General features: G+C 71.7%; 18 protein-coding genes and 1 pseudogene. 8 read left to right on the top strand and 11 right to left on the bottom strand.

Annotated elements, in window-relative coordinates:
* Positions 1–107: 107 nt before the first annotated feature.
* The gene (locus tag ACFWJW_RS01565; RefSeq protein ID WP_387233240.1) at positions 108–1,928 is read right to left on the bottom strand and encodes a phosphoenolpyruvate carboxykinase (GTP); all 1,821 of its coding nucleotides are present in this window, start codon (positions 1,926–1,928) and stop codon (positions 108–110) included.
* Positions 1,929–2,168: 240 nt separating this feature from the next.
* Here ACFWJW_RS01565 and ACFWJW_RS01560 point away from each other — a divergent pair, with 240 nt between their 5' ends.
* Both ACFWJW_RS01560 and ACFWJW_RS01555 read left to right on the top strand, forming a co-directional pair.
* The gene (locus tag ACFWJW_RS01560; RefSeq protein ID WP_387233237.1) at positions 2,169–2,885 is read left to right on the top strand and encodes a hemolysin III family protein; all 717 of its coding nucleotides are present in this window, start codon (positions 2,169–2,171) and stop codon (positions 2,883–2,885) included.
* 292 nt (positions 2,886–3,177) lie between these two features.
* Positions 3,178–3,804 (top strand): TetR/AcrR family transcriptional regulator, encoded by a 627-nt coding sequence (locus ACFWJW_RS01555; protein WP_387233235.1) that lies wholly within the window; start codon positions 3,178–3,180, stop codon positions 3,802–3,804.
* Here ACFWJW_RS01555 and ACFWJW_RS01550 read toward each other — a convergent pair.
* The 4 genes from ACFWJW_RS01550 to ACFWJW_RS01535 all read right to left on the bottom strand — a co-directional run bounded on the left by ACFWJW_RS01550 (position 3,794) and on the right by ACFWJW_RS01535 (position 9,106).
* Positions 3,794–4,306: a MerR family transcriptional regulator gene (locus ACFWJW_RS01550; protein ID WP_387233232.1), complete on the bottom strand. Its 513-nt coding sequence runs from the start codon at positions 4,304–4,306 to the stop codon at positions 3,794–3,796. The genes ACFWJW_RS01555 and ACFWJW_RS01550 overlap by 11 nt on opposite strands.
* Before the next feature lie 174 nt (positions 4,307–4,480).
* Positions 4,481–5,800, bottom strand: a complete 1,320-nt coding sequence (locus ACFWJW_RS01545) for an amidase (RefSeq protein WP_387233229.1) — start codon at positions 5,798–5,800, stop codon at positions 4,481–4,483.
* A gap of 74 nt (positions 5,801–5,874) precedes the next feature.
* Entirely contained in the window at positions 5,875–6,882 is a 1,008-nt protein-coding gene (locus ACFWJW_RS01540) for an MDR family NADP-dependent oxidoreductase (RefSeq protein ID WP_387233226.1), read from the bottom strand.
* Between the two features lie 187 nt (positions 6,883–7,069).
* Positions 7,070–9,106, bottom strand: coding sequence for a thioredoxin domain-containing protein (locus ACFWJW_RS01535; protein WP_387233223.1), 2,037 nt, complete (start codon positions 9,104–9,106; stop codon positions 7,070–7,072).
* A gap of 452 nt (positions 9,107–9,558) precedes the next feature.
* On the opposite strand from ACFWJW_RS01535, the gene ACFWJW_RS01530 reads away from it, so the two are divergent.
* Both ACFWJW_RS01530 and ACFWJW_RS01525 read left to right on the top strand, forming a co-directional pair.
* On the top strand, positions 9,559–10,020 hold the full coding sequence (locus tag ACFWJW_RS01530; RefSeq protein ID WP_387233221.1) for a hypothetical protein: 462 nt from the start codon (positions 9,559–9,561) through the stop codon (positions 10,018–10,020).
* 427 nt (positions 10,021–10,447) lie between these two features.
* Positions 10,448–13,729 (top strand): tetratricopeptide repeat protein, encoded by a 3,282-nt coding sequence (locus tag ACFWJW_RS01525; protein WP_387233218.1) that lies wholly within the window; start codon positions 10,448–10,450, stop codon positions 13,727–13,729.
* A gap of 313 nt (positions 13,730–14,042) precedes the next feature.
* Here the strand turns inward: ACFWJW_RS01525 and ACFWJW_RS01520 are convergent, their stop codons facing one another.
* Both ACFWJW_RS01520 and mca read right to left on the bottom strand, forming a co-directional pair.
* Positions 14,043–14,294: a hypothetical protein gene (locus ACFWJW_RS01520; protein WP_387233215.1), complete on the bottom strand. Its 252-nt coding sequence runs from the start codon at positions 14,292–14,294 to the stop codon at positions 14,043–14,045.
* 4 nt (positions 14,295–14,298) lie between these two features.
* Positions 14,299–15,171, bottom strand: coding sequence for a mycothiol conjugate amidase Mca (mca, locus tag ACFWJW_RS01515; RefSeq protein WP_387233212.1), 873 nt, complete (start codon positions 15,169–15,171; stop codon positions 14,299–14,301).
* A gap of 131 nt (positions 15,172–15,302) precedes the next feature.
* Between mca and ACFWJW_RS01510 the strand changes: the two genes are divergently transcribed.
* Complete coding sequence (locus ACFWJW_RS01510) at positions 15,303–15,713, top strand: DUF4307 domain-containing protein (RefSeq protein ID WP_387233210.1); 411 nt, start codon at positions 15,303–15,305, stop codon at positions 15,711–15,713.
* 235 nt (positions 15,714–15,948) lie between these two features.
* A complete protein-coding gene (gene greA / locus ACFWJW_RS01505) occupies positions 15,949–16,446 on the top strand; it encodes a transcription elongation factor GreA (RefSeq protein WP_387233207.1) in 498 nt (165 codons plus the stop codon).
* 165 nt (positions 16,447–16,611) lie between these two features.
* Here the strand turns inward: greA and ACFWJW_RS01500 are convergent, their stop codons facing one another.
* The 3 genes from ACFWJW_RS01500 to ilvA all read right to left on the bottom strand — a co-directional run bounded on the left by ACFWJW_RS01500 (position 16,612) and on the right by ilvA (position 20,137).
* Complete coding sequence (locus tag ACFWJW_RS01500) at positions 16,612–17,490, bottom strand: ABC transporter permease (protein WP_387233204.1); 879 nt, start codon at positions 17,488–17,490, stop codon at positions 16,612–16,614.
* A complete protein-coding gene (locus tag ACFWJW_RS01495; protein ID WP_387233202.1) occupies positions 17,487–18,578 on the bottom strand; it encodes an ATP-binding cassette domain-containing protein in 1,092 nt (363 codons plus the stop codon). Before ACFWJW_RS01495 ends, ACFWJW_RS01500 begins: the two co-directional genes overlap by 4 nt.
* Positions 18,579–18,865: 287 nt before the next feature.
* A complete protein-coding gene (ilvA, locus tag ACFWJW_RS01490; RefSeq protein WP_387233200.1) occupies positions 18,866–20,137 on the bottom strand; it encodes a threonine ammonia-lyase in 1,272 nt (423 codons plus the stop codon).
* Positions 20,138–20,346: 209 nt separating this feature from the next.
* Here ilvA and ACFWJW_RS01485 point away from each other — a divergent pair, with 209 nt between their 5' ends.
* Both ACFWJW_RS01485 and ACFWJW_RS01480 read left to right on the top strand, forming a co-directional pair.
* Positions 20,347–20,847 (top strand): MarR family winged helix-turn-helix transcriptional regulator, encoded by a 501-nt coding sequence (locus ACFWJW_RS01485; protein ID WP_387233197.1) that lies wholly within the window; start codon positions 20,347–20,349, stop codon positions 20,845–20,847.
* 154 nt (positions 20,848–21,001) lie between these two features.
* A pseudogene (locus ACFWJW_RS01480) lies at positions 21,002–21,517 on the top strand (sigma factor-like helix-turn-helix DNA-binding protein); the annotation flags it as partial.
* Between the two features lie 297 nt (positions 21,518–21,814).
* Here the strand turns inward: ACFWJW_RS01480 and ACFWJW_RS01475 are convergent.
* Complete coding sequence (locus ACFWJW_RS01475; protein ID WP_387233194.1) at positions 21,815–22,975, bottom strand: cystathionine gamma-synthase; 1,161 nt, start codon at positions 22,973–22,975, stop codon at positions 21,815–21,817.
* Positions 22,976–23,103: the final 128 nt, after the last annotated feature.

Genomic DNA, 23,103 nt, shown 5'->3' with positions numbered 1-23,103 from the left:
ACACCGCCCCTCAACCGCGTACGCTCGCCTCATCACCACCCCAACCCAGCGCGGGGGGGGCGCGTCTGGCCGGGGGGGGCCCCCCGGCCGGTATGCGCTACGGGTGATCAGCCGAGCCGCTGGACCAGCGCGCGGTACTCGTCCCACAGCTCCTTCGGCGTGTGGTCACCGAAGGTGTTGAGGTGCTCGGGGATCAGCGCCGCCTCCTCGCGCCACACGTCCTTGTCGACGGTGAGCAGGAAGTCGAGGTCGGCGTCGTCGAGGTCGAGGCCCGTGGTGTCCAGCGACGCCTTCGTGGGCAGCACACCGATGGGGGTCTCGACGCCCTCGGCCTTGCCGTCCAGCCGCTCGACGATCCACTTGAGCACCCGGCCGTTCTCGCCGAAGCCCGGCCACACGAAGCGGCCCTTGTCGTCCTTGCGGAACCAGTTGACGTAGTAGATCTTCGGCAGCTTGGCCGGGTCCTTGTCAGCACCGACCTTGACCCAGTGGCCCATGTAGTCGCCCATGTTGTAGCCGCAGAACGGCAGCATGGCGAACGGGTCGCGGCGCAGCTCGCCGACCTTGCCCTCGGCCGCGGCGGTCTTCTCGCTGGCGACGTTGGCGCCGAGGAAGACGCCGTGCTGCCAGGTCAGCGACTCGGTCACCAGCGGCACGGCGCTGGCGCGGCGGCCACCGAAGAGGATCGCCGAGATCGGCACGCCCTTGGGGTCCTCCCACTCGGGCGCGATGATCGGGCACTGGCCGGCCGGGACGGTGAAGCGGGCGTTGGGGTGGGCGGCCGGGGTCTCGGACTCCGGGGTCCAGTCGTTGCCCTTCCAGTCCGTGAGGTGCGCCGGCTTCTCCTCGGTCATGCCCTCCCACCAGACATCGCCGTCGTCGGTGAGCGCGACATTGGTGAAGACGGAGTTGCCCCACATCGTCTTCATGGCATTGGCGTTGGTGTGCTCGCCGGTGCCGGGCGCGACACCGAAGAAACCGGCCTCGGGGTTGATGGCGTAGAGGCGGCCGTCCTCGCCGAAGCGCATCCAGGCGATGTCGTCGCCGATGGTCTCGACGGTCCAGCCGGAGATCGTCGGCTCCAGCATCGCGAGGTTGGTCTTGCCGCAGGCGCTCGGGAAGGCGGCAGCGACGTACTTGGACTCGCCCTGCGGCGGGGTGAGTTTGAGGATCAGCATGTGCTCGGCGAGCCAGCCCTCGTCGCGCGCCATGACGGAGGCGATGCGCAGCGCGTAGCACTTCTTGCCGAGCAGGGCGTTGCCGCCGTAGCCGGAGCCGTAGGACCAGATCTCCCGGTCCTCGGGGAAGTGCGAGATGTACTTGGTGGAGTTGCACGGCCACGGCACATCGGCCTCGCCCTCGGCCAGGGGCGCACCGAGCGAGTGCACCGCCTTGACGAAGAAGCCGTCCTCGCCGAGCTCGTCGAGCACCGGCTGGCCCATGCGCGTCATGGTGCGCATCGAGACCGCGACATAGGCGGAGTCGGTGATCTCCACACCGATCGCGGAGAGCGGGGAGCCGAGCGGGCCCATGCAGAACGGGACGACGTACATCGTCCGGCCGCGCATCGAACCGCGGAAGATGCCCTGCTCGCCGGCGAAGATCTCGCGCATTTCGGCGGGGTTCTTCCAGTGGTTCGTCGGGCCGGCGTCCTCCTCCTTCTCGGAGCAGATGAAGGTGCGGTCCTCGACCCGCGCCACGTCCGAGGGGTCGGAGGCGGCGTAGTACGAGTTGGGGCGCTTGATCGGGTCGAGCTTCTTGAACGTGCCCTTGTCGACGAGCTCCTCGCACAGACGCTCGTACTCCGCCTCCGAGCCGTCACACCAGACGACCCGGTCGGGCTGGGTGATCGCTGCGATCTCGTCGACCCAGGAGATGAGTCCTTGATGACGGGTGAGGACGGGGGGAGCCGCGTTGTCGCGCGCCACGATCGCTCCTAGATGAGGGTGTGGACAGATTTATGCCCGATTTGGCCGGGAAAATCCGCTTCTTTTTGATGTCTGCCCCTTGGGGGCTGCGACCCGGATGCTTCGTGACCGCTCATCCGGTGCCGACGGCACTCATTTGATCATCCGACCGTTATGGGGTTCTGTCCAGAGGGCGCTTTCGTGACCGTCACCACTTCGGCACCAATCCGTAACTTACGGTCGCGTAGGTAGCATTGCGCCATGACTTCCGCGCCCGACGCCGCCGAGAGCCAGTCCCCCTCCGCGCCGCCCGCAATTGCGGCGGTCGCCGCCGTGGCCGCGCCCCTCAAGCCCAGACTCCGCGGCTGGCTGCACGCCGGGATGTTCCCCGCCGCCCTCCTCTCCGGCGTCCTGCTCACCGCCCTCGCCGACAGCCCCCGCGGCCGTCTGGCCTGCGCCATTTACACGCTGACCGCATGCCTGCTCTTCGGGGTCAGCGCCCTTTACCACCGCGGCAATTGGGGCCCGCGGACCGATGGCGTGCTGCGTCGGCTCGATCACGCCAATATCTTTCTGATCATCGCGGGCACCTATACGCCGCTGACCATGCTGCTGATGCCCGGCTCCCGCGGACAGGCGCTCCTCTGGGCCGTCTGGGCGGCCGCCCTGGCCGGAATCCTCTTCCGGGTCTTCTGGGTCGGCGCCCCACGCTGGCTCTACACCCCCTGCTACATCGCCATGGGCTGGGCCGCCGTCTTCTTCCTGCCCGATTTCCTGCGCACCGGCGGCGTCGCCGTCCTCGTCCTCGTCATCGTCGGCGGGCTGCTCTACAGCGCCGGTGGCGTGATCTACGGCCTCAAGCGCCCCAACCCCTCACCTCGGTGGTTCGGCTTCCACGAGGTCTTCCACTCCTTCACCCTGGCGGCCTTCGTCGTCCACTACGTCGGCATCTCGCTGGTGGCTTATACGCACGCCTGAGGACCCCGGCCCGCGCGGCCGGCCGCCCGATATCCCCGCGCCCCCATGGCCGCGGCCTTCCCGGCCGCGGCCATGTGCCGTTTCGAGACCCTCACCGCACACGCCCCCACCCCCCGTACATCACGCACGGTAATCATTCCCACGCCCCAGCGTGACACACCCCACTGACAGCGAGGGCTGCGAGTCCGGAGAGCAGGGAGCGCTCTGGCCGCCGGAGCCGCGATCCGGGGCGCCGTCCCCGTACGGCCCCGGCCGTGGCCTCCCGGGCGCCCGATGCCTGACAATGCTGCGCATGGTCTCCGCACGTACCCCTGCCACCGCGCCGCCCGGAACACCGAAGATCGGGCTGCGGGAGCGGAAGAAGATCCAGACCCGGGACGCGATCCGGCGGGCCGCCTACCGGCTCTTCGAGGAGCAGGGGTACGACGCGACCCCCATCGACCAGATCGCCGAGGCCGCCGATGTCTCGCCGAGCACGGTCTTCCGCTACTTCCCGACCAAGGAAGACATCGTGCTCACGGACGAGTACGACACCGTGTTGGAGGCCGGGCTGCGGGCCCGCCCCACGGACGAGCCGATGGTCGAGTCGATGCGGCGGGTCACGGTCGAGGCGCTGCGCGAGCTCACCGCCACGGACCGCGGCGAACTCGTCCAGCGCACCCGGCTGATCCGTGACGTACCCGCCATCCGGGGCCGTACGGCGGAGAACACCGCCCGCGACACCGCGTTGATCAGCGCGGTGCTGGCGGAGCGCACCGGCCGCCCGGCCGACGATCTGGAGCTGCGGGTGATCAGCGCCGCGCTCCTGGCCGCGCTCCAGGAGGCGATGCTGAGCTGGATCGCGGGCGGTGAGCGCGCCGAACTGGAGGCGCTGATCCACCGCACGATGGATGTGCTGGCACGGGGCCTCACGCTCTGAGGGCGGGGCGGGCCGGGGCCGGCGCGGTCTCCAGCCGGAAGAGCCGGCCGCTGTCCGCCCCGGCACGTCCCGCGGCGCCCGGCTCGGTCGGCTCGGCCGGCTCGCCCGGCTCCGTCACCTCGGCCTCCGGTTCGCCCAGGCGGGCCGCGAGCCGTGCCCGTAGGTGCGACAGCCGCGCGATACGGGCGTCCAGGTCCGCGAGCCGGCGCCGGGCCACCGCCTCCGCGGCCGGACTGCCGCCCGAGCGGGGCGCTTGCGGAAGGAGATCCGGCATCCCGTCGGCCGGCATCGTGCGCAGCAGATGGGCGAAGGCCCGCACATCACCGACCGTCAGCCCCGCGTCCCGCAGTTCGCGCACCGCCCGCAGCCGGCGGATGTCCTCGTCGTCGTACACCCGGTGGCCGGACGGTGTCCTCCGGGCCGTCACCAGTCCCCGCTGCTCGTAGTAGCGCAGCGCCCGCGGTGTCATACCGGCGGCCGCCGCGGCGTCCCCGATGCGCATCTCCCCCTCCTTCGCCGCTGTGTTCAGCCCAACCGCACGGGGCGCGGCCGGCCGTTGTCGCGCGGGGCCCCGTCGTTGTGGCCGCCGCCGTCGTCGTCGTTGCGTCCCGTCGTCGTTCCGCGCCCCCCCGTGGAGCACGGCCGTCTTCCGCGTCTCCCCGTTCAGTACGTCCTCCTACCGCGGCTCCCCGTTCAGTACGTGCTCGATTCCTGCCGCCCCATGGAGCAGTTCTTCGTCCGTGCCGGATCCGCCGATGAGTTGGAGTCCGAGCGGCAGCCCGTTGGCGGCGCGCCCGGCGGGCAGGCTGAGGGACGGCAGCCCGGCGTTGCTCCACGGCAGGCACATGATCGAGGTGCCGGTGGTGGTGAGGCCGTGGGGCGCGGGGCCGGTGGCCGAAGGGGCGATCCACAGGTCGACACCCGCCGCGGCCCGGTCCGCCGCGAGCCGGGCGCGGAAGGCGCGCCGCCGTTCCCGGGCCGCCTCGTAGGCCGCGTCCCCGATCGTCCGGCCCTCCTGGATGGCCGCTGTGGTCTGCTGCCGGTAGCGGTCGCCGAAGCGGGCGAACCAGTCCTGGTGCGCACGGGCGACTTCGTAGCGGTTCATCGTGTACAGCTGCTCGACGATCTGCTCGAAGTCGTCCATCACCGGCACCTCGTGGACGGTGTACCCGGCGGACCGCAGCAGTTCCTGCTGCTCCTCGAAGGCGCGCAGCGCCGTGTCGTCCGCGCGCTCCAGGTAGGGACCGGTGGGCACGCCCAGCACCGGGCGCGGCCCGGGCCCCGCCACGGCCTCCGGTCGCCACCCGTCGACCAGCACCGACGCCGCCAGGGCGACACCCGCCACGTCCGTGGCGTAGCAGCCGAGGGTGTCGAAGCTCGCGGCGTTGGGGATCACCCCGTCGACCGGTATCCGCCCGTAGCCCGGCTTGAAGCCGACCACTCCGCAGTACGCGGCGGGCCGGATCATCGAGCCGACGGTCTGTGTCCCGATGGCCAGCGGCACCATCCCGGCGGCGACCGCGGCCGCCGAGCCGCTGCTCGAACCGCCGGGCGTATGCGCGGGGTTGTGCGGATTGCGGGTCGGGCCCGGGGCCGTGACCGCGAACTCCGCGGTCACGGTCTTGCCGGCGATCAGCGCACCGGCGGCGCACAGCCTGCCGACGACGGTGGCCTGCGGGCCGCCGAGCGCCTCGGGCGGCAGCGCCGAGCCCGCGCGGGTGGGCAGCCCGTCGACCCGCACGATGTCCTTGACGCCCACGGGGACGCCATGGAGCGGGGGCCGGCCGGCGGGGTCCCGCACACCGGCGGCCGCCCGCCGCGCCGCCTCCAGGAGCCGCGCACGCCGCGCCTCCTCCGGCACGAAGGCCCGCACCTCCGGATCAGCGGCGTCGATGCGGTCGCAGGTGCGGTGGACCGCATCGACGGGGTCGTCGGCGCCGGCCCGCAGCGCCGCGGCTTCCTGGACGAGGGATCGCTTCCCGAGCAAGGCCGTCACTCTGCGAGGCTACAACCGGCCTCTGACAGTGGCGGGTTGACCGGGCTCCGCCCACGACGTCCCGGGACCGCGCCTCACAACTCCACGAGGACGGCGCCCAGATGGCGCCCCTCGGTCAGCTCGCGCAGGGCCCGCGGCGCCTGCTCGATGCCGTGCAGCCGGGAGTGCGGGAAGGTGAGGGTGCCGTCGCGCAGCCCCTCGCCGAACCGCCGGTTCCACTCCGGGATCACGTCCAGGTGGTCGTACAGGGCGACACCGCGCAGGGTGACGCTGCGGGCGAGCAGCGCGAGGGTGTCGATCTCGACGGTGTGGGCCGCACTGTCTTCGGACAGCTGGCTGGACAGCGCGCCTACGAGGGCGAGCCGGGCACCCCGGTTGGCGACGGCGATGGCGGCCCGCAACTGCTCCCCGCCCACGTTGTCGAAGAGCGCGTCGATGCCCTCCGGGGCCGCCGCCCGCAGTTGCTCCTCGATGGGGCCGGCGCCGCGGAGCACCACCGCGTCATAGCCGAATTCCTTGATCAGCCGGTCCGCCTTCTCCTGCGATCCGGTGCTGCCGATGACCCGGGCGGCGCCGCGCAGCCGGGCGATCTGGCCGGCCAGGGAGCCCACGCCGCCCGCCGCCCCGGTGACGAAGACGGTGTCCCCGGCGCGCACTTCGGCACCGCGCACCATGCCCATCCAGGCGGTGGGCCCCTGGGAGAGGTAGGCGGCCGGGTCGGGCATCAGGCCGGGGTCGCACCGGTGTACCCGGTCGGCGTCCAGCAGGGCGTATTCGCGCCAGCCGAGATGGTGTTCCACCAGGTCGCCGGGCGCGAGGCCGGTTCCCGGGGCGGCGACCACCTCGCCGAGGGCGGGTCCGTTCAGCGGCTCGCCGATCCCGAAGGGGGGCATCGGCACGGCGCTGGTCTCGTCCATCAGCGTGCGCATCACGGCGGCGACGCCCATCACGGTGTTGCGTACCAGCACCTGGCCGGGTCCGGGTTCCGGGACCGGCACCTCCACGACCTCGAAGAGGTCATCGGTGACCGGCCCCTGGGGGCGGGCGGTCAGGCGGACTTCGCGGTGTGTGCGGTGTGTCATGCGGCGAGGCTAGAACTTGACGCGCACGTCAAGGGCAACTCCGTCACTGGCCCTTGGACCCGGCGGCACCCCCCTGGACCCAGAGGCGGCCCCCTGGGAGGGCTGCTGTGCCATACCTCCCAGGGGGCCGCCGCCACGGAAGCGCCGTGAACCGTGCGCCGGGCCGGGCCGGTTCACCGGCGGGTGCTCACCCCTGGAGCCGCTCGGTCAGCTCCTCCGGGTCGGTGGTCGGCTGCTCACAGGTGAAGTGACGGCAGACGTAGGCGGCCGGCCGGCCGTCCACCAGGGGGCGGTCCTGGAGGAGCGGTACCTCGTCGGCCCCGGGGACGCCCAGCGCGACGACCGCCCCCGGGGCCGTGCCGAGCAGCGCGGCCCGGTGCAGCGCGACGGTGGCCGGCTCGCCCTGCGGGCCGACGACCGCGACCTCGCGCGGCCCGTCCAGTGCGGCCTCGGCGACGGCCAGGCCCCATCCGATGAAGCGCGGGGCCCGCCCGGCGAGCGCGGTGACGATGCCCAGGGCCCGCTCCGCGGCGTCCCGGTGGAGGCCGCTGCCGGTGAGTGCCGCATACGAGAGCAGGGCTCCGGCCGCCGCGGTCCACCCGGACGGCGTCGCGTTGTCGGTCGGGTCCTGGGGGCGGCGGATCAGTGCCTCGGCGTCGGCCGCGGTGTCGTAGAGCGCGCCGTCCTCGGCGGTGAACTGGAGCAGCACGGTGTCCAGGAAGAAGCCGGCGAACTCCACCCAGACGCCTTCCCCGGTGACCGAGGCCAGGGTGAGGAAGCCCTCCGCGACATCGGCGTAGTCCTCCAGCACACCGGAGTTGGCACCGGGGGTGCCGTCACGGGAGGTGCGGTGCAGCCGGGCGTGCCAGTCCATGTGCACGCGGACCAGCAGGTCGGCGGCGTCGGTGGCGGCCTGGATGAGGTCCGGCCGGTCGAAGTAGGCACCGGTTTCGGCGAGCGCGGCGATGGCCAGCCCGTTCCAGGAGGCGACGACCTTGTCGTCCCGCCCCGGGCGCGGCCGTTCCTCCCGCGCCGCGAGCAGCCGCCGTTTGACGGAGGCGACCCGTTCGGCGTCCACCAGGACCTCGGTGTCCGGGAGTTGGAGGACCGAGGCGCCCTCCTCGAAGGTGCCCTCCTCGGTGACGCCGTAGTACGTGGCGGCGAACTCCGCGTCCTCGTCGCCCAGTACGGCGCGCAGCTGCTCGGGCGTCCAGACGTAGTAGGCGCCCTCGACGTGCTTTCCGGTGCCGTCATCGCTGTCCGCGTCCAGTGCGGAGGCGAAGCCGCCCTGCTCGGTACGGAGCTCGCGGACCATGAAGTCGGCGGTCTCGACGGCGATCCGGCGGGCCAGGTCCGAGCCGGTGGACCGCCACAGATGGGCGTAGGTCCGGCACAGCAGGGCGTTGTCGTAGAGCATCTTCTCGAAGTGCGGCACGGTCCAGGTGGCGTCCACCGCATAGCGCGCGAAACCGCCGCCGAGCTGGTCGTAGATGCCGCCGCGGGCCATCGCCGCGCCGGTCGCCTGCACCATTTCCAGGGCCCCGGCGGACCCGGTGCGCGCGTGGTGGCGGAGCAGGAATTCCAGCACCATGGACGGCGGGAACTTGGGCGCGCCGCCGAATCCGCCGTGCACCGCGTCGAATTCACGGGTCAGCCCCATCAGGGCGCCGTGCAGCTCCTCCGGACGCGGCGGCCGCCGGTCCGCGGGCAGCGCCCCGGTCAGGGAACGTCCGGCCAGGTCGGCGACGATCCGGCCGGCGACCTCCCCGACCTCGTCGCGGCGGTCCGCCCAGGCATTGCGCACCCCGTCGAGGATCTGTCCGAAGGACGGCATGCCGTGGCGGGGCTCGGGCGGGAAGTACGTACCGAAGTAGAACGGCTCGGCATCGGGCGTCAGGAAGACGGTCATGGGCCAGCCGCCCTGCCCGGTGGCGGCCTGCACGGCCTCCATGTAGACGGCGTCGACGTCCGGGCGCTCCTCGCGGTCGACCTTGACGGCTACGAAGTGCTCGTTGAGCAGCTCGGCGGTGGCCGGGTCCTCGAAGCTCTCGTGCGCCATCACATGGCACCAGTGGCACGAGCTGTAGCCCACGCTGAGCAGCACCGGCACACCGCGCCGCCGGGCCTCCTCGAACGCGGCGGCGGACCAGGGCCACCAGTCGACGGGGTTGTCGGCGTGCTGGAGCAGATACGGGGACGTCTCATGGGCCAGGCGGTTCGGCATGGGGCCATCCTCTCCCAAGGGAGGCCGGTGAGCCGGGAGCGGAGGGAGTTGTCCACAGCCCTGCCGGAATCCGCGCGGACGCGGAACACTGTGCGTATGGCGACGATCACCGCCGGCTCGTGGAATGCCGCACCCCGCGAGGACGAGCACTGGCGCAATTTCGCCGGGGAGTCCGGCGACCCTCTCGCGGGCAAGGGCAACGGCGGCGGAGCGCTGTCCTTGCGGGGGGGGCGGGACGGTTCAGGGAATTTCCTTGTCCGCCCTTCCCTGCGCCCGGAACGGGACCTCACCTACCATGCGACACACGGAAGATTCCAGAGGAAATTCCGCCTTCCTTCCTACCCCCTCCCTCCGCAGAGGAATTTATTACCAAGACTTCGACGGCAGCCCGTGCTAGCGTCTTCATCGCTTGCAGTTGACCCAAGAATTCACCCCCACGGGAAAGGCCAGCGATGAAGATATTGAATATCGCACGTTTCGCCGTCGTCGCCGCATTCGCTTCCGCAATTGGCCTCGTCAGCCCTGGTGCGGCGTCCGCCGGCGACGGGGCCGTCAACTGGAAGAGCAAGGAACTGGGGCAGTGTCTGAGCTGGAACTCGGACGGTACCACCACGACCGCGAAGTGCACATCCGCCTACAAATGGAATGACATCGAAATCTCGCCCGGAATATGGGAAGAGGCTGCCTTCACGAGCGGTAGCCGGTGCCTGGATTACGGTAGCGACTACAGCTCCGCCATCAAGCGATGCAGCGGCAATTCCGGGAACACCCGCCAGCAGTGGCGTGAATTGAAGTACGCGAAGGGCTGGATGCTCAAGAACGTTTACTCCGGGGAATGCCTCGCCGCCCTGACCATTCAAAAGGTACGGACCGTCCCTTGCAATAAGAACGATTCCGCCCAGTACTGGGTGTAATCCTCCGCGACGGCGCGGCACGGCACAGCCCGGCAGCCGGAATCCACGCCGCAGATGCCGGCGCAAGCAGGACCCCGTGGGGCGGTGCCCCACGGGGTCCTGGCGTATGGAGCTGCTCGGTGACCCGGGCCCGGCGATCTCCGCGTCCCTCTGCTCTTGGCGCGCGTGCACCCGCTACTCCTGGTCAACGCCCCTTAAAGAACTGCGGGGTTGAGTCGACCGGGTGGTCGGCGTGCTGGAGCGGATACGGGGAAGTCTCATGGGCCAGGCGGTTCGGCATGGGTCCTTCCTCCTCCCAAGGGGGCCGGTGAGCCGGGAGCGGAGGGAGTTGTCCACAGCCCTGCCGGAATCCGCGCGGACGCGGAACACTGTGCGTGCGGCGACGATCACCGCTGGAGACTGCTGGAACTGCTGGAGGGGGATGGGCATGCCGGGCTCACTGGCTGTGCTGCGCGACGGCCATCGGGCGGAAGCGGAAGCGCTGTTGACCAGGGCGGTCGAGGAGGAGGTACGGCGCTCGGGCGGCCGGCTCGACGGGGACACGCTGCTCAGCAGGGCGCGCTCGGCGCTGGAGGAGCTGGCGGGCAGCGCCACCGAGGAGTACTCCGCGTATGTCCGGGCGCTGGACGAGGCGGCCGCCGGTCAGCCCTCGCTGGGCCGGCGGCTCTCCCGCAAGGAGCTGGGGACCCCCGCGGTGGCGACGGCCGCGGCGGCGGTGGCGGCCTGCGGCGCGGACCTCGCGTACGGCACGGGCGCGGGCGCGGCGCTGGGCGTAGGGGCGGTCGTGCTGGTCGCGGGGGCGGCGGCCACGGTCCTGAAGCTGACGGCGGGACACTGGCCGGCGGCCCACCAGGAGGCCGGGAAGCGCGGCCAGCCGGGCGGCGCCCAGCAGCTGCGGCTTCAGTGGCTGACGGCGCTGGAGGTGCGGGGCATCCGGCCGTTCCTGGACCAGCAGCGGATGCTGACGGCGGCGGCCCGCGGCGGCGGCGCGGCGTCCCCGCCCGCCGCCTCGACGCCCACCCGTGGGCCGCAGTTGCGCGGCGGGGACCGCAGCGCGGCGGCGCGACAGCGGTCCGTGCTGGAGCATTCCTTCGCCCAACTTCCGCGCCCGGACGGCCCGTTCGCGGGGCGGCGGGCGGAGCTGACGCAGATCGCCCAGTGGGTGCAGGCGGCCCGTGCGAGCACGGAAACCAAACCGACCGTGGTGGTGCTGCACGGCGAGCCGGGGTCGGGCCGCACGGCGCTGGCGGTGCGGGCCACCCACCAGCTGCGCGATCAGTTCCGTGGCGCGTGTGTGGTGGATCTGCGCAGTGACACCCCCGGTGAGGTGCCGCTGCCCACCCGGGACGCGCTGCTGCATCTGCTCAACCGCCTGGGCGCGCCGCGCGAGCAGCTGCTGTTCCGCGAACGGCCGTCCCAGGAACAGCAGGTCAAGCGGCTCAGCGAGCTGTATCACCACCATCTGACCGGCCTGCCGGTGACGGTGCTGCTGGATGACGCCGCGGATCCGGAGCAGGTGCGCACGCTGGTGCCGGAGCGGTCCGACAGCCTGGTGCTGGTCACCTCCCGTACGCCGCTGGAGCTGCCCGAGGACCTCCAGGCGTGGGTGCATCAGCTGCCGGTGGGGCCGCTGGACGCCGCGGGCACCGAGGAGCTGCTGCGGGCCACCGCCGCGGGTGGCGGCGAGGCCCCGGACGCTGCGGGCCCGTATGACGCGCGGGCGGTCGACGAGATCTCCGGGCTGTGCGCCGGGCTGCCGCTGGCGCTGCGGGTGGCGGGCTCCTCGCTCGGTACGCGCACCCCGGCCGCGCTGGCCACGGATCTCGCGGCCCATGAGGAGCGGTCACCGGTGGAGCGGGCCTTGTGGCTGCGCTACTCCGACCAGTCGGAGACCGCCCGGCGGCTGCTGCGCCGGCTGGCGCTGGTGGGCCGGGCGAGTCTGGGGGCGGCGGCCTCGGCGGCGCTGCTGGGCGTCGAACAGGCCGAGGCGGCCCGGCAGTTGACGACGCTGGCCCGCGCGGGGCTGATCGAGCATGTCCGCGGCGAGCGCTACCGCCTGCATGCCCTGGTGCACCGCTTCGCGCACGACCGGCTGGTGGACGAGGAGGAGCCGGGCGAGCGCGGCGCGGCCCAGGAGCGGCTGATCCGTGCCTATGCGGAGCTGGCCGACTCGGTCATCCGGCTGGTCGACGGCCGGACGTCCACCCGTGCCGACCGCTTCGGATCGCACGGCTTCACCTCCCTGGACGCGGCCCTCCAGTGGCTGGACGACGAGACCAGCTTCATCACCTCCGCGCTGCGCCATGCCGATCAGGGCGTGGACCAGGCGGCCGTCTCGCATCTGCTGGGCGCGCTGGCCGACTACTGCCTGCTGCGCGGCGATCTCTACCGGCTGGGCGAGCTGAGCGAGCTGACCCGGGCCGTCGGGCAGGGGCTGCTGGTCCGCTCGGTGCAGTGGCGCACGGGTGTGGCGGCCCGGCAGCTCGGCGAGCTGGACAAGGCGCGGACGACCCTGTCGTCGGTGGTGGACCTGTATTTCGAGGCACAGCATCCGGCGGGTGCCGCCCGTGCGCTGCGCGATCTGGGCATCACGCTCCAGCAGCAGGGCCATCTCACCGACGCCTCGGCAAAGCTCCGGGAGGCGCTGGAGCTCCAGTCCGGCGCGGATATGCACGGTGACCGGGCATGGACGCTGCACGCCCTGGCCGCGGTGGAGCGGGACCGCGCCCGGCTCGCGGACGCCGTCGCCATGCTGCGCGAGGCGCTGGAGCTCCACGAGGAGAGCGAGAGCGTGCACGGCCAGGCATGGGCGCACTTCCAGCTCGGCCAGGTGCATCTGCGCAGGGGCGATGTGCCGGCCGCGGAGCATGCCCTTCAGGCGGCGATGGAGCTCTACGGCCGGACGCACGACGAGCGCGGCGAGGCATGGGCGATGACGCAGCTGGCGCGCGCCCGGCTGGTGGACGGCGATCCGGGACCCGCGGTGGACCAGCTGCGGCAGGCGCTGCCGCTGCACCACCAGCACGAGGACGCCCGCGGTGAGGCTTGGACGATGTACTACCTGGGCCAGGCGCTGGAGGAGCGCGGCGAACGGGATGCGGCGCTGCGCCAGCTGGAGCGGTCCCGGACGATGTTCAGCCGGATGCAGGACGGCTACGGACTCGCCTGCGCCCGGCACCACTCGGGCCGGGTCACCCGCGATCTGCGGGCCGAGCAGACCGGCTCGCTGCGCAACAGCGGCTTCGCCCGGCAGCTGCTTCAGGATGCCCGTAAGGACTTCCAGCGGATCGGGGTGCCCCACGGGGAGGCGTGGTCCTGCCTGGAGTTGCTGATCATCGACGCCGGCAACGGCCGGGCGGCGCAGGCACTGGAGCTGGCCGACGAGGCGGCGCGGCTCTTCGCCGGCTACGGCGACCGGCGCGGTGAGGACTGGGCGCGGTTCCTGCGCTGCACGCTGCTGCCGCTCGCCTCGCCGGGCGGTTCCGTGGTGGGCGCGGCCGTCGCCCAGGAGGAGCTGGCGCAGCTGGTCCGGGAGAAGCATCCGACCCGCGACGCCAAGCTGGAGGACTGCGCAGAGGCGTTCGCGCTGCTGCTGGAGCGCGGGGTGGAGCCGGAGTCGGGCTGGCAAGCCTGGCGGCTGGGCATGGTGCCGAACCGCCACGCACGCGAGGTCATGGGCGTGCTGATCGACCCGGCCGGCGCGGAGTGACGGCCGGCGGGCCGGGGGCGGTGCCCGGTACGCAGGGAGCGATGCCGGGTACGCAGGGAACGCCGCCCGGTACGCCGGGGCGCGCCGCCGTGGCCGTGCGCGCTGACGCCCCGACGGCGCACGGGCCCGGCTCGCCGGCCGCTCGGACCGACGAGCCGCCGGGCCGGTCAGCCGGCCGTGTCCATCAGCCGGCCGTCGACCGCCACCCGGTCTCTGCGGACCACCGGGGCTCCACGGAGCGGCCGGTCCACTCGGAGCGGCCGGCCCGTGGGCCGAGCGGTCCTCGCGGTGGGCGGACCGGCGGGCCCCGCGCTCAGCCGGTCTTCGGCTCGGCGGCCGGTGCGGTGGCGGAGGCGGTGGTGCCTGCCTCGCCGCCCTCCGGCTGCTCGTCGAAGTCCACCTTCTTCATGTGCTTGTTCATGGACTTCATCAGCAGCCACACGGCGCCGCCGATGACCGCGAAGACGATGAAGCCGAGGACGCCGGGGGTCACCTTGTTCTTGTCGAAGCTGTCGGCAAGGGTGACGAAGTGCGTCAGGGCGAGGGTGCTGGTCGCGCTCATCATGGGGTCAATTGTTGCGGATGCCCGCGAAGAGGTCGTCCTCGGGGAGGGAAGTGTCCACGAGCGACTTCGCGAGCTCGTACTCCTCCGTCGGCCAGACCTCGCGCTGGATGTCCATCGGCACCCGGAACCACCCGCCGTCGGGGTCGATCTGGGTGGCGTGGGCGATCAGCGCCTTGTCACGGATCTCGAAGAACTCATCGCACGGGACATAAGTGGTCAGCGTGCGCTCACGCTGCTCGAACTGCTTCCAGCGCTCCAGCCACTCGCCGTAGGGCGAATCCATCCCGCGCGCCAGCAGCGCCTCGTGCAGCGCGACCGTACGGGGGCGGTTGAAGCCCTGGTTGTAGTAGAGCTTCTGGGGCTGCCAGGGCTCACCGGCCTCCGGGTACTTCTCCGGGTCGCCGGCCGCCTCGAAGGCCACCATCGTGATCTTGTGGGTCATGATGTGGTCCGGGTGCGGATAGCCGCCGTTCTCGTCGTAGGTCGTGATGACCTGCGGCTTGAACTTCCGGATCAACCGGACGAGGGGCTCGGCCGCCGCCTCGACGTCCTGCAACGCGAAGCAGCCGTCGGGCAGCGGCGGCAGCGGGTCGCCCTCGGGCAGCCCCGAGTCGACAAAGCCCAGCCACTCCTGCTTGACGCCCAGGATCTCCCGGGCCTCGTCCATCTCCTTCTTCCGTACCTCGTGGATGTTCTCCTCGATATACGGATCGCCCTGGAGTTTGGGGTTGAGGATGGATCCTCGCTCACCGCCTGTGCAGGTGGCGACCAGCACGTCCACCCCCTCGGACACGTACTTGGCCATGGTGGCCGCACCCTTGCTCGACTCGTCGTCGGGGTGGGCGTGAACCGCCATCAATCGCAGCTGCTCAGTCAAGACTCGATCCTCAATGAAGGGCCGGAGAAGATGCCTCCTATAGTGACCGAAGCGAGGGGGCGCTGTATTCCCAGGGGCGGGGACCCCCCGGGGGTTCATGAGTGAGGTCCCCGTATCCAGGAGGATTGATCATGACCGCGGTGCGCGACGGGCTCCCCGACGGACGCTACGGCCGTTCCGCGGATCAGCGCGCGGACCGCAAGCTCAAGATCATCGGCGCGGTGCTCGGTGCCGCGCTGCTGGGCGTGATCGGCTGGTCCGGCATCTCCTACATCACGGGCCAGGACCTCAGCGGCCGCGTGATCGCCTGGGACGCGGTCTCCGACCACGCCGTCAAGGTCCATCTCGAGGTCGTCAAGGACACCGACGCCCAGGGCGTGTGCACGCTCCGCTCGCAGGCCGAGGACGGCTCCGAGGTCGGCCGTAAGGACGTCACCGTCGACCAGCGCACGGGGCAGGTGGACACCGAGGTCACGCTGCGGACGACCAAGCGGGCGACCAACGCCGTACTCGTCGGCTGTACGGCGTCCGGCACACACTGACCAGCCGGGTCAACCGCACCGCCCGCCCCACCCGTACCACCTGGGGCCACGGCCGGCACGGGGCGTGTCGTGACCGCCTCTGACCAGGGGTGATGCGCTGCTGTGGGGTCGCTGTGAATTTCCTCTTCCCCGTTTTGTGCCGGAATTGTTAGGCTCGTGGTTTCGCCCACCTGTGAAGGCGCAAACCTTCCTGGTAGGGCGTTTGATTTATCCCCAGTACCGACGAGGAGCACCTGTGACCCAGACCAGCGAGAACGTCACCTGGCTTACCCAGGAGGCGTATGACCAGCTCAAGGCCGAGCTGGAGCACCTGTCTGGTCCCGCACGCGCCGAGATCACCGAAAAGATCGCGGCCGCCCGCGAGGAAGGTGACCTGAAGGAGAACGCCGGGTACCACGCGGCCAAGGAGGAGCAGGGCAAGCAGGAGCTGCGCGTCCGCCAGCTCACCCAGCTGCTCCAGACCGCGAAGGTCGGCGAGGCCCCGGCCGAGACCGGCGTCGTCGCTCCCGGCATGGTCGTCACCATCGCGTTCGACGGGGACCTGGACGACACGCTGTCGTTCCTTCTGGCCTCCCGGGAGTACGCGAGCTCGGACATCGAGACCTACTCCCCCCAGTCGCCGCTGGGCACCGGCGTGAACGGCAAGAAGGTCGGCGCCGAGGCGGAGTACGAGCTCCCCAACGGCAAGAAGGCGACCGTGAAGATCCTCGACGCCAAGCCGTACACGGGCTGAGGCCGAGACACCGCAGACATCGAAGCGGCCCGGAGCGTGATGCTCCGGGCCGCTTCGCCGTCCCGTACGCCGCGCGGGTCCGCCGTGCCGCAGCCGGCCGGCTTCCCTGCGCCGTACGCCGCAGCACCCGCCGAGGGCCGTCCCGCCCGCTGCCGTCCCGCCCGCTCAGGCCGCGGCCGACCGGTATTTGCGGACGGCCAGCGTCCGGAAGACCGCGATGATCACCAGGGACCAGATCACCGAGGCGATCACCGGATGCTCCATCGGCCAGGCCCCGGTCACCGACTTCGGCACCCGGGGGATGGTGTTGCCGAACAGCTCCCGGGCGGCGGCCACCGTCGCACTGAACGGGTTCCACTCCGCGACATGCTGGAGAAACGCCGGCATGCCGTTGACCGGCACGAACGCATTCGAGATGAAGGTCAGCGGGAAGAGCCAGATCAGCCCGCCGGAGGTGGCCGCCTCGGGCGTGCGCACCGAGAGGCCGATGAGCGCGCCGATCCACGAGAAGGCGTAGCCGAGCAGAAGCAGCAGCGCGAAGCCGGCCAGCACCTCGGCGAGGCTCTCGTGGGTGCGCCAGCCGATCAACAGCGCGACGACCGCCAGCACCACCAGTGTCAGCGCGGTCTGTACGAGGTCGGCGAGGGTCCGGCCGGTGAGCACCGCGCCCCGGGACATCGGCAGCGACCGGAACCGGTCGATGAGGCCCTTGTGCATGTCATCGGCGATACCCGCGCCGGCACCGGCCGTGGCGAAGGTGACCGTCTGCGCGAAGATCCCCGCCATCAGGAACTCGCGATACGCCTGGGCGTCGCCCACGGGGGCGCCGGGGATGTTGATGGAACCGCCGAAGACGTAGGTGAACAGCACCACGAACATGATCGGCTGGATCAGCCCGAAGATCACTACTTCGGGAATGCGCAGCATCCGTATCAGATTGCGCTTCGCGACCACCAGGGAGTCGCGTACGGACCGGCTGAAGCCGCCGCGCGGCCGCGGGGGCCGGACGGGGGCGGTGTCGGCCGCCTCGGTCACCGTGGTCACTTCACGCCCTCCTTGTCGGTGGTCACGTCCCCGTCCGGGGCGTCGGCCGCCGCTGCGGCCTTCCCGCGCTTCTTCTGCCGTCCGACGGAGCCCCCCTCGCCCGAGCCGGCATCCGCGGCGTCCGCGCCGTTGCCGTTGCCGTCCGCCGTCTCGGCGGCGTGGCCGGTCAGCGAGATGAACACATCGTCGAGGGTCGGGCGGCGCAGCCCGATGTCATCTATCTCCACACCGCGCAGGTCCAGTTCGCGGATGACCTCGGCGAGCAGCTTGGCGCCGCCCGTCACCGGGATCGTGAGCTTGCGGGTGTGCGGTTCGACGGTGCCCTCGCCCTTGCCGAAGCCGCGCAGGACCTCGTCGGCGACCGTGAGGTGCTCGGGGGCGTGCACGACGACCTCGACGCGCTCACCGCCGGTACGCGCCTTGAGCTGGTCGGAGGTGCCGCGGGCGATGACCTTGCCGTGGTCGACGACGCAGATGTCGTGGGCGAGGCGGTCGGCCTCCTCCAGATACTGCGTGGTGAGCAGCAGGGTCGTGCCACCGGCGACCAGTTCCTGGATGACGTCCCACAGACCCTGGCGGTTACGGGGGTCCAGGCCGGTGGTCGGCTCGTCCATGAACATCACGGGCGGGCTGACGACCAATGCGGCCGCGAGGTCGAGCCGGCGGCGCATACCGCCGGAGTAGGTCTTGGCGGTGCGGTCCGCGGCATCGCCGAGATGGAAGCGTTCCAGCAGTTCAGCGGCTCGCCGCTTGGCGTCGCGGCCGCTCATCTGGTAGAGCTGGCCGACCATCATCAGGTTCTCGCGGCCGGTCAAGTACTCGTCGACGGCGGCGAATTGGCCCGACAGACCTATGGAGCGCCGCACTTTGTCGGGGTGGGCCAGCACATCGATCCCGGCGACCACCGCCTTGCCCCGGTCGGGCTGGAGCAGGGTCGTCAGGACCCGTACGGCGGTGGTCTTGCCGGCACCGTTGGGGCCGAGCATTCCGAGGACGGTTCCTTCGGGGACGTCGAGGTCGACGCCGTCCAGTGCCCTCACGTCGCCGAAGGTCTTGACCAGACCTTCGGCGTAAATGGCGCCTGGCATAGGGGTACTCCCATGGCTTGGGTCAGTTCCAGGTCGAATATACGGTTGGCGGTCTATGCCTGCTCTGTGGGCATTTGTCCGCAACGGGACGCCATGACGCACCGGCACCCCGTAGCCGGGATGGTACGGCAAAGACGCGATACATCGCGATACAGTTTTCTGATTTTCGCGCGCAGCGGTGGAGGAAAGCGGGGGGAAACAGACGTTCGCCGACGCGTGTGGGGCGCCACGGTATACCCGTGACGCCCCATGGCCCCATCCCTTTTGCCGCATCCTTCGCGGCCGGCTCACTCCGTGACGAAGTACCCCGCCTCGCGCAGCGCCGCCCGCAGTTCGGCGCAGTGCGCCGGCCCCTTGGTCTCCAGATGCAGCTCCACCTCGACCTCGGTCAGACCGAGCCGCGGATCCGTGCGCACATGGCCCACATCGAGGACGTTCGCATCGGCCACCGACAGCACCCCCAGCAGCGTGGCCAGCGCCCCCGGCCGGTCCGTCAGCCGCAGCCGCAGCGAGAGATAACGGCCGCCGGCCGCCATCCCGTGCCGCAGGATGCGCTGCATCAGCAGCGGATCGACATTGCCGCCGGACAGCACCGCGACCACCGGCCCCTCGAAGGACTCCGGGTCGGCGAGCAGCGCCGCCACCGGGCTCGCCCCGGCCGGCTCCACCACCAGCTTGGCCCGCTCCAGACACAGCAGCAGCGCGCTGGAGAGCTGGTCCTCGGTGACCGTACGGACCTCGTCCACCAGCTCCTCGACCATCCCGAAGGTCACCTCGCCGGGCCGCCCGACCTTGATGCCGTCGGCCATCGTCGACAGCCCCTCGATCGCCACCGGACGCCCGGCCGCCAGCGACGGCGGATAGCAGGCCGCGCCGGCCGCCTGCACCCCGATGACGCGCACATCCGGCCGCAGCGCCTTCACCGCGAGCCCGATCCCGGCCACCAGCCCGCCGCCGCCGACCCCGACGAGGATGGTCCGTACCTCCGGGCACTGTTCGAGGATCTCCAGCCCGACCGTGCCCTGCCCGGCGATGATGTCGTGGTGGTCGAAGGGGTGGATGAAGACCGCACCGGTCTCGCGCGCGTAGTCCTGGGCGGCGGCCAGCGTCTCGTCCACCACATGGCCCTGGAGCCGTACCTCCGCCCCGTATTCACGGGTCGCGGCGACCTTCGGCAACGGGGCGCCGACCGGCATGAACACCGTCGAGCGCACCCCCAGCAGGGAGGCCGCCAGCGCCACCCCTTGTGCGTGGTTGCCCGCGCTCGCGGCCACCACACCGGCCGCCCGCTCCTGCGCCGAGAGCCCGGCGATCCGTACGTACGCGCCGCGGATCTTGAAGGAACCGGTGCGCTGGAGGTTCTCGCACTTGAGGTGCACGGGCGCGCCGACCAGCCCGGACAGATAGCGGCTGCCCTCCATCGCGGTGGCCCGGGAGACACCGGAGAGCATCTTGTGCGCCGCACGGATGTCATCGACCGTGATCGCGGCCGCCGGACCCTCCGCGGGGGGCGCGGTGGCGGCGGTCTCCTGCGGCGTACGCGGCGTGTGGTCGGCCATGCCGCCAGTCTCGCAGTTCGCCCACCGGAGAGCCTTTTCTGCCCGAATGGTGATCAGACGCGCGGCGGGCGAGGGTACCGCGGTGCCCGGACGACCGCCCGGGGGCTACGGGGCGTTATCGGAATGGGCAGCACAGGTACGCTCCGCGCCGGGTCCGCGTACGCTGTCCTCCCATCCATACGCACTTCCACCGAAGCGAGCTCCCGGCCATGCCCACCTCTTCGGACATGACGACCCACACCGACCCCGCTCTCCTCGACGCGCTACAGCACCAAGTGGCCGTCTTCGCCCGCCGCGCAGAACAGAGCCGGCTCGGCGGTGTCGGACAGGCGCGCAACTCCATGGACCGCGCCGCGTATCTGCTGCTCAACCGCCTGGACCAGGAAGGCCCGATGGGCGTCAAGGCCCTGGCCGCCGGTATGGGCATCGACTCCTCGACGGTCACCCGGCAGGTCGCCCCGCTGGTCGACTCCGGTCTGGTCAGCCGCGCCACCCACCCCGAGGACGGCCGCGCCGTGGTGCTCCAGCTGTCCGAGCGCGGGCAGGCCCGTCTGGAGGAGGTGCGCACCTCGCGCCGTGCGCTGATGGCCCTGGTGACGGAGCAGTGGTCCGAGGAGGAGCGCGCCGCCTTCACCACCCTCCTGACGCGCTTCAACGCCTCCCTCTGCGACATCACCGCGTCCTTGACGCCGGCGGGCCCGACGTCCTGACGCCCGCGCCCGCCGGTTGACCTGACGCGGGCCCGGCTTCCGCGCCCGCGGGCCGGATTCCGCGCCGCGGGCCCGTCCCGCCTCTTGACCGGCCGACCGCACTGCCGTGCCATAGGAGCCCAGGAGGTCGGGCGTCCGTCATCCGGGAGGCGCGATGCGAGAGCGGCGGTCGGAGCAGGAGCGCCGCCACGCCCGGGAGTTCGAGCGGTTCGTGGCGGGCGCTGCGGGCCGGCTGCTGCACACCGCCACCCTGCTGACCTGCGAGCCCGCCGACCGGCCCGCCCCGGCCGCCGAGGAGTTGCTGCTCCGCGCGCTGTCGCGGACGTACGCCGACTGGGACCGGCTGCGCGGCGACGATCCGTACGCGCACACCCGCCGGGCACTGGCCGCCCTCCCCCGGGCTCTCAAGGAGCGGGGCGCTGCCCTCGTCGCGCACACCGCCCGGCGCCACCGCCGGCCGCGCGGCGGGCTCCTGGACCGGCTGTCCCCGCAGGAACGGCTGGTCCTCGTCCTGCGGTTCCACGAGGACGTGGCCGAGGAGCAGACCGCCGCCCAACTCGGCCTGCCCGCCGAGCGGGTGCACGCGCTGTGCCTGCACGCCCTCGGGGAGATGCGCAGCCGCCGCCCCGGACCGGCCCCGTTCCCGGAAGCGGACTCCGTACCGGCACCGGGAACCACACCGGAATCCGCGGCCATCAGTCCCCCCGACCGCAAGGAGACCGAGGTACGGCGGATGCTGGCCGGGCCGCATCCGCTCGTACCGGCCGATCTGGCCGCGCGCGCCACCGCCCGCGGCCGCCGCCTCATGAGCCACCGCAGGCGGGCGCGGCACCTCGGCCGGCTGCTCGCGCTCCTCGTGCTGGCGGTGCTGTTCTGGGCGGCCGCGACCCAGCCGTGGCTGCCCCCGCCGGCCCACACCACCCCTCGCGTGGAGGGGTGGTGAACGGCAGAGCCGGCGCGCGTCCCGTCAGCCCAGCGCCTGCGTGAGGTCGGCCAGCAGGTCGTCGACGGACTCGATGCCGACCGAGAGGCGCACGAGGTCGCCGGGGACCTCCAGCAGCGACCCGGCCGTCGAGGCGTGCGTCATCCGCCCCGGGTGCTCGATCAGCGACTCGACGCCGCCCAGCGACTCACCGAGGGTGAACAGCCGCGCCCGGTTGCAGACCTCCACCGCCTCCTGCTCGCCGCCCGCGACCCGGAACGACACCATGCCGCCGTAGGACCGCATCTGCTTGGTGGCGATGTCGTGGCCCGGGTGCTCGGCCAGCCCCGGGTAGTACACCTGGGTCACCTTGTTGTGGGAGCTCAGCAGCTCCGCGATCCGCTCCGCGTTGGCGCTGTGCCGGTCCATGCGGACGGCGAGCGTCTTGATGCCGCGCATCACCAGCCAGGCGTCGAACGGGCCGGAGACCGCACCCATCGCGTTCTGGTGGTAGGCGAGTTCCTCACCGAGGGTGTCGTCGTTGACGACCAGGGCGCCGCCGACCACGTCCGAGTGCCCGCCCATGTACTTGGTCGTGGAGTAGACCACCACATCGGCGCCGAGGGCGAGCGGCTGCTGGAGGTAGGGGCTGGCGAAGGTGTTGTCGACAACGAGCTTGACGCCGGCGTCCCGGGCGACGGCGGCGAGCGCCGCGATGTCGGTGATGCCGAGCAGCGGGTTGCTCGGCGTCTCCACCCAGATCGCCTTCGTACGGGGCCGCAGCGCGGCGCGCACGGCCTGCGGGTCGGAGGTGTCGGCCACCGACCACTCCACGCCCCAGCGCTCGACGACCTTGGAGATGAGACGGAACGTGCCGCCGTAGGCGTCATTGGGGATGACGACATGGTCGCCGGGGGTCAGCAGGGTCCGCAGCAGGCAGTCCTCGGCGGCGAGGCCGGAGGCGAAGGCGAGGCCGCGGCGGCCGCCGTCCAGGGCGGCGAGATTCTCTTCGAGGGCGGTACGGGTCGGGTTGGCGCTGCGGCTGTACTCGTAGCCGCCGCGGAGCCCGCCCACGCCGTCCTGCTTGTACGTGGATACCTGGTAGATGGGAGGCACCACCGCGCCGGTCGCCTCGTCAGGCTCCTGACCTGCGTGGATGGCACGGGTCTCGAAATGCTGGTGGCGCTCTTCGCGCTTGTCGCTCATGCCTGCCGAGGGTAGTCGTCCGCGCAACCGAACTTTCCGGAACTTTCTGGTTGGCTGGATAGTGGATACGTACGAGGATCCGCACAGCGGTTCCCGTCACCGCCCGCCGCGCACCGCCCCTCGCACCC

The sequence above is a fragment of the Streptomyces sp. NPDC127097 genome (genome assembly GCF_042724075.1).
Taxonomy (GTDB): Bacteria; Actinomycetota; Actinomycetes; order Streptomycetales; family Streptomycetaceae; genus Streptomyces.
Note: the sequence above shows the minus strand (reverse complement) of the source record. Positions and strands in the feature narration are given on the sequence as shown.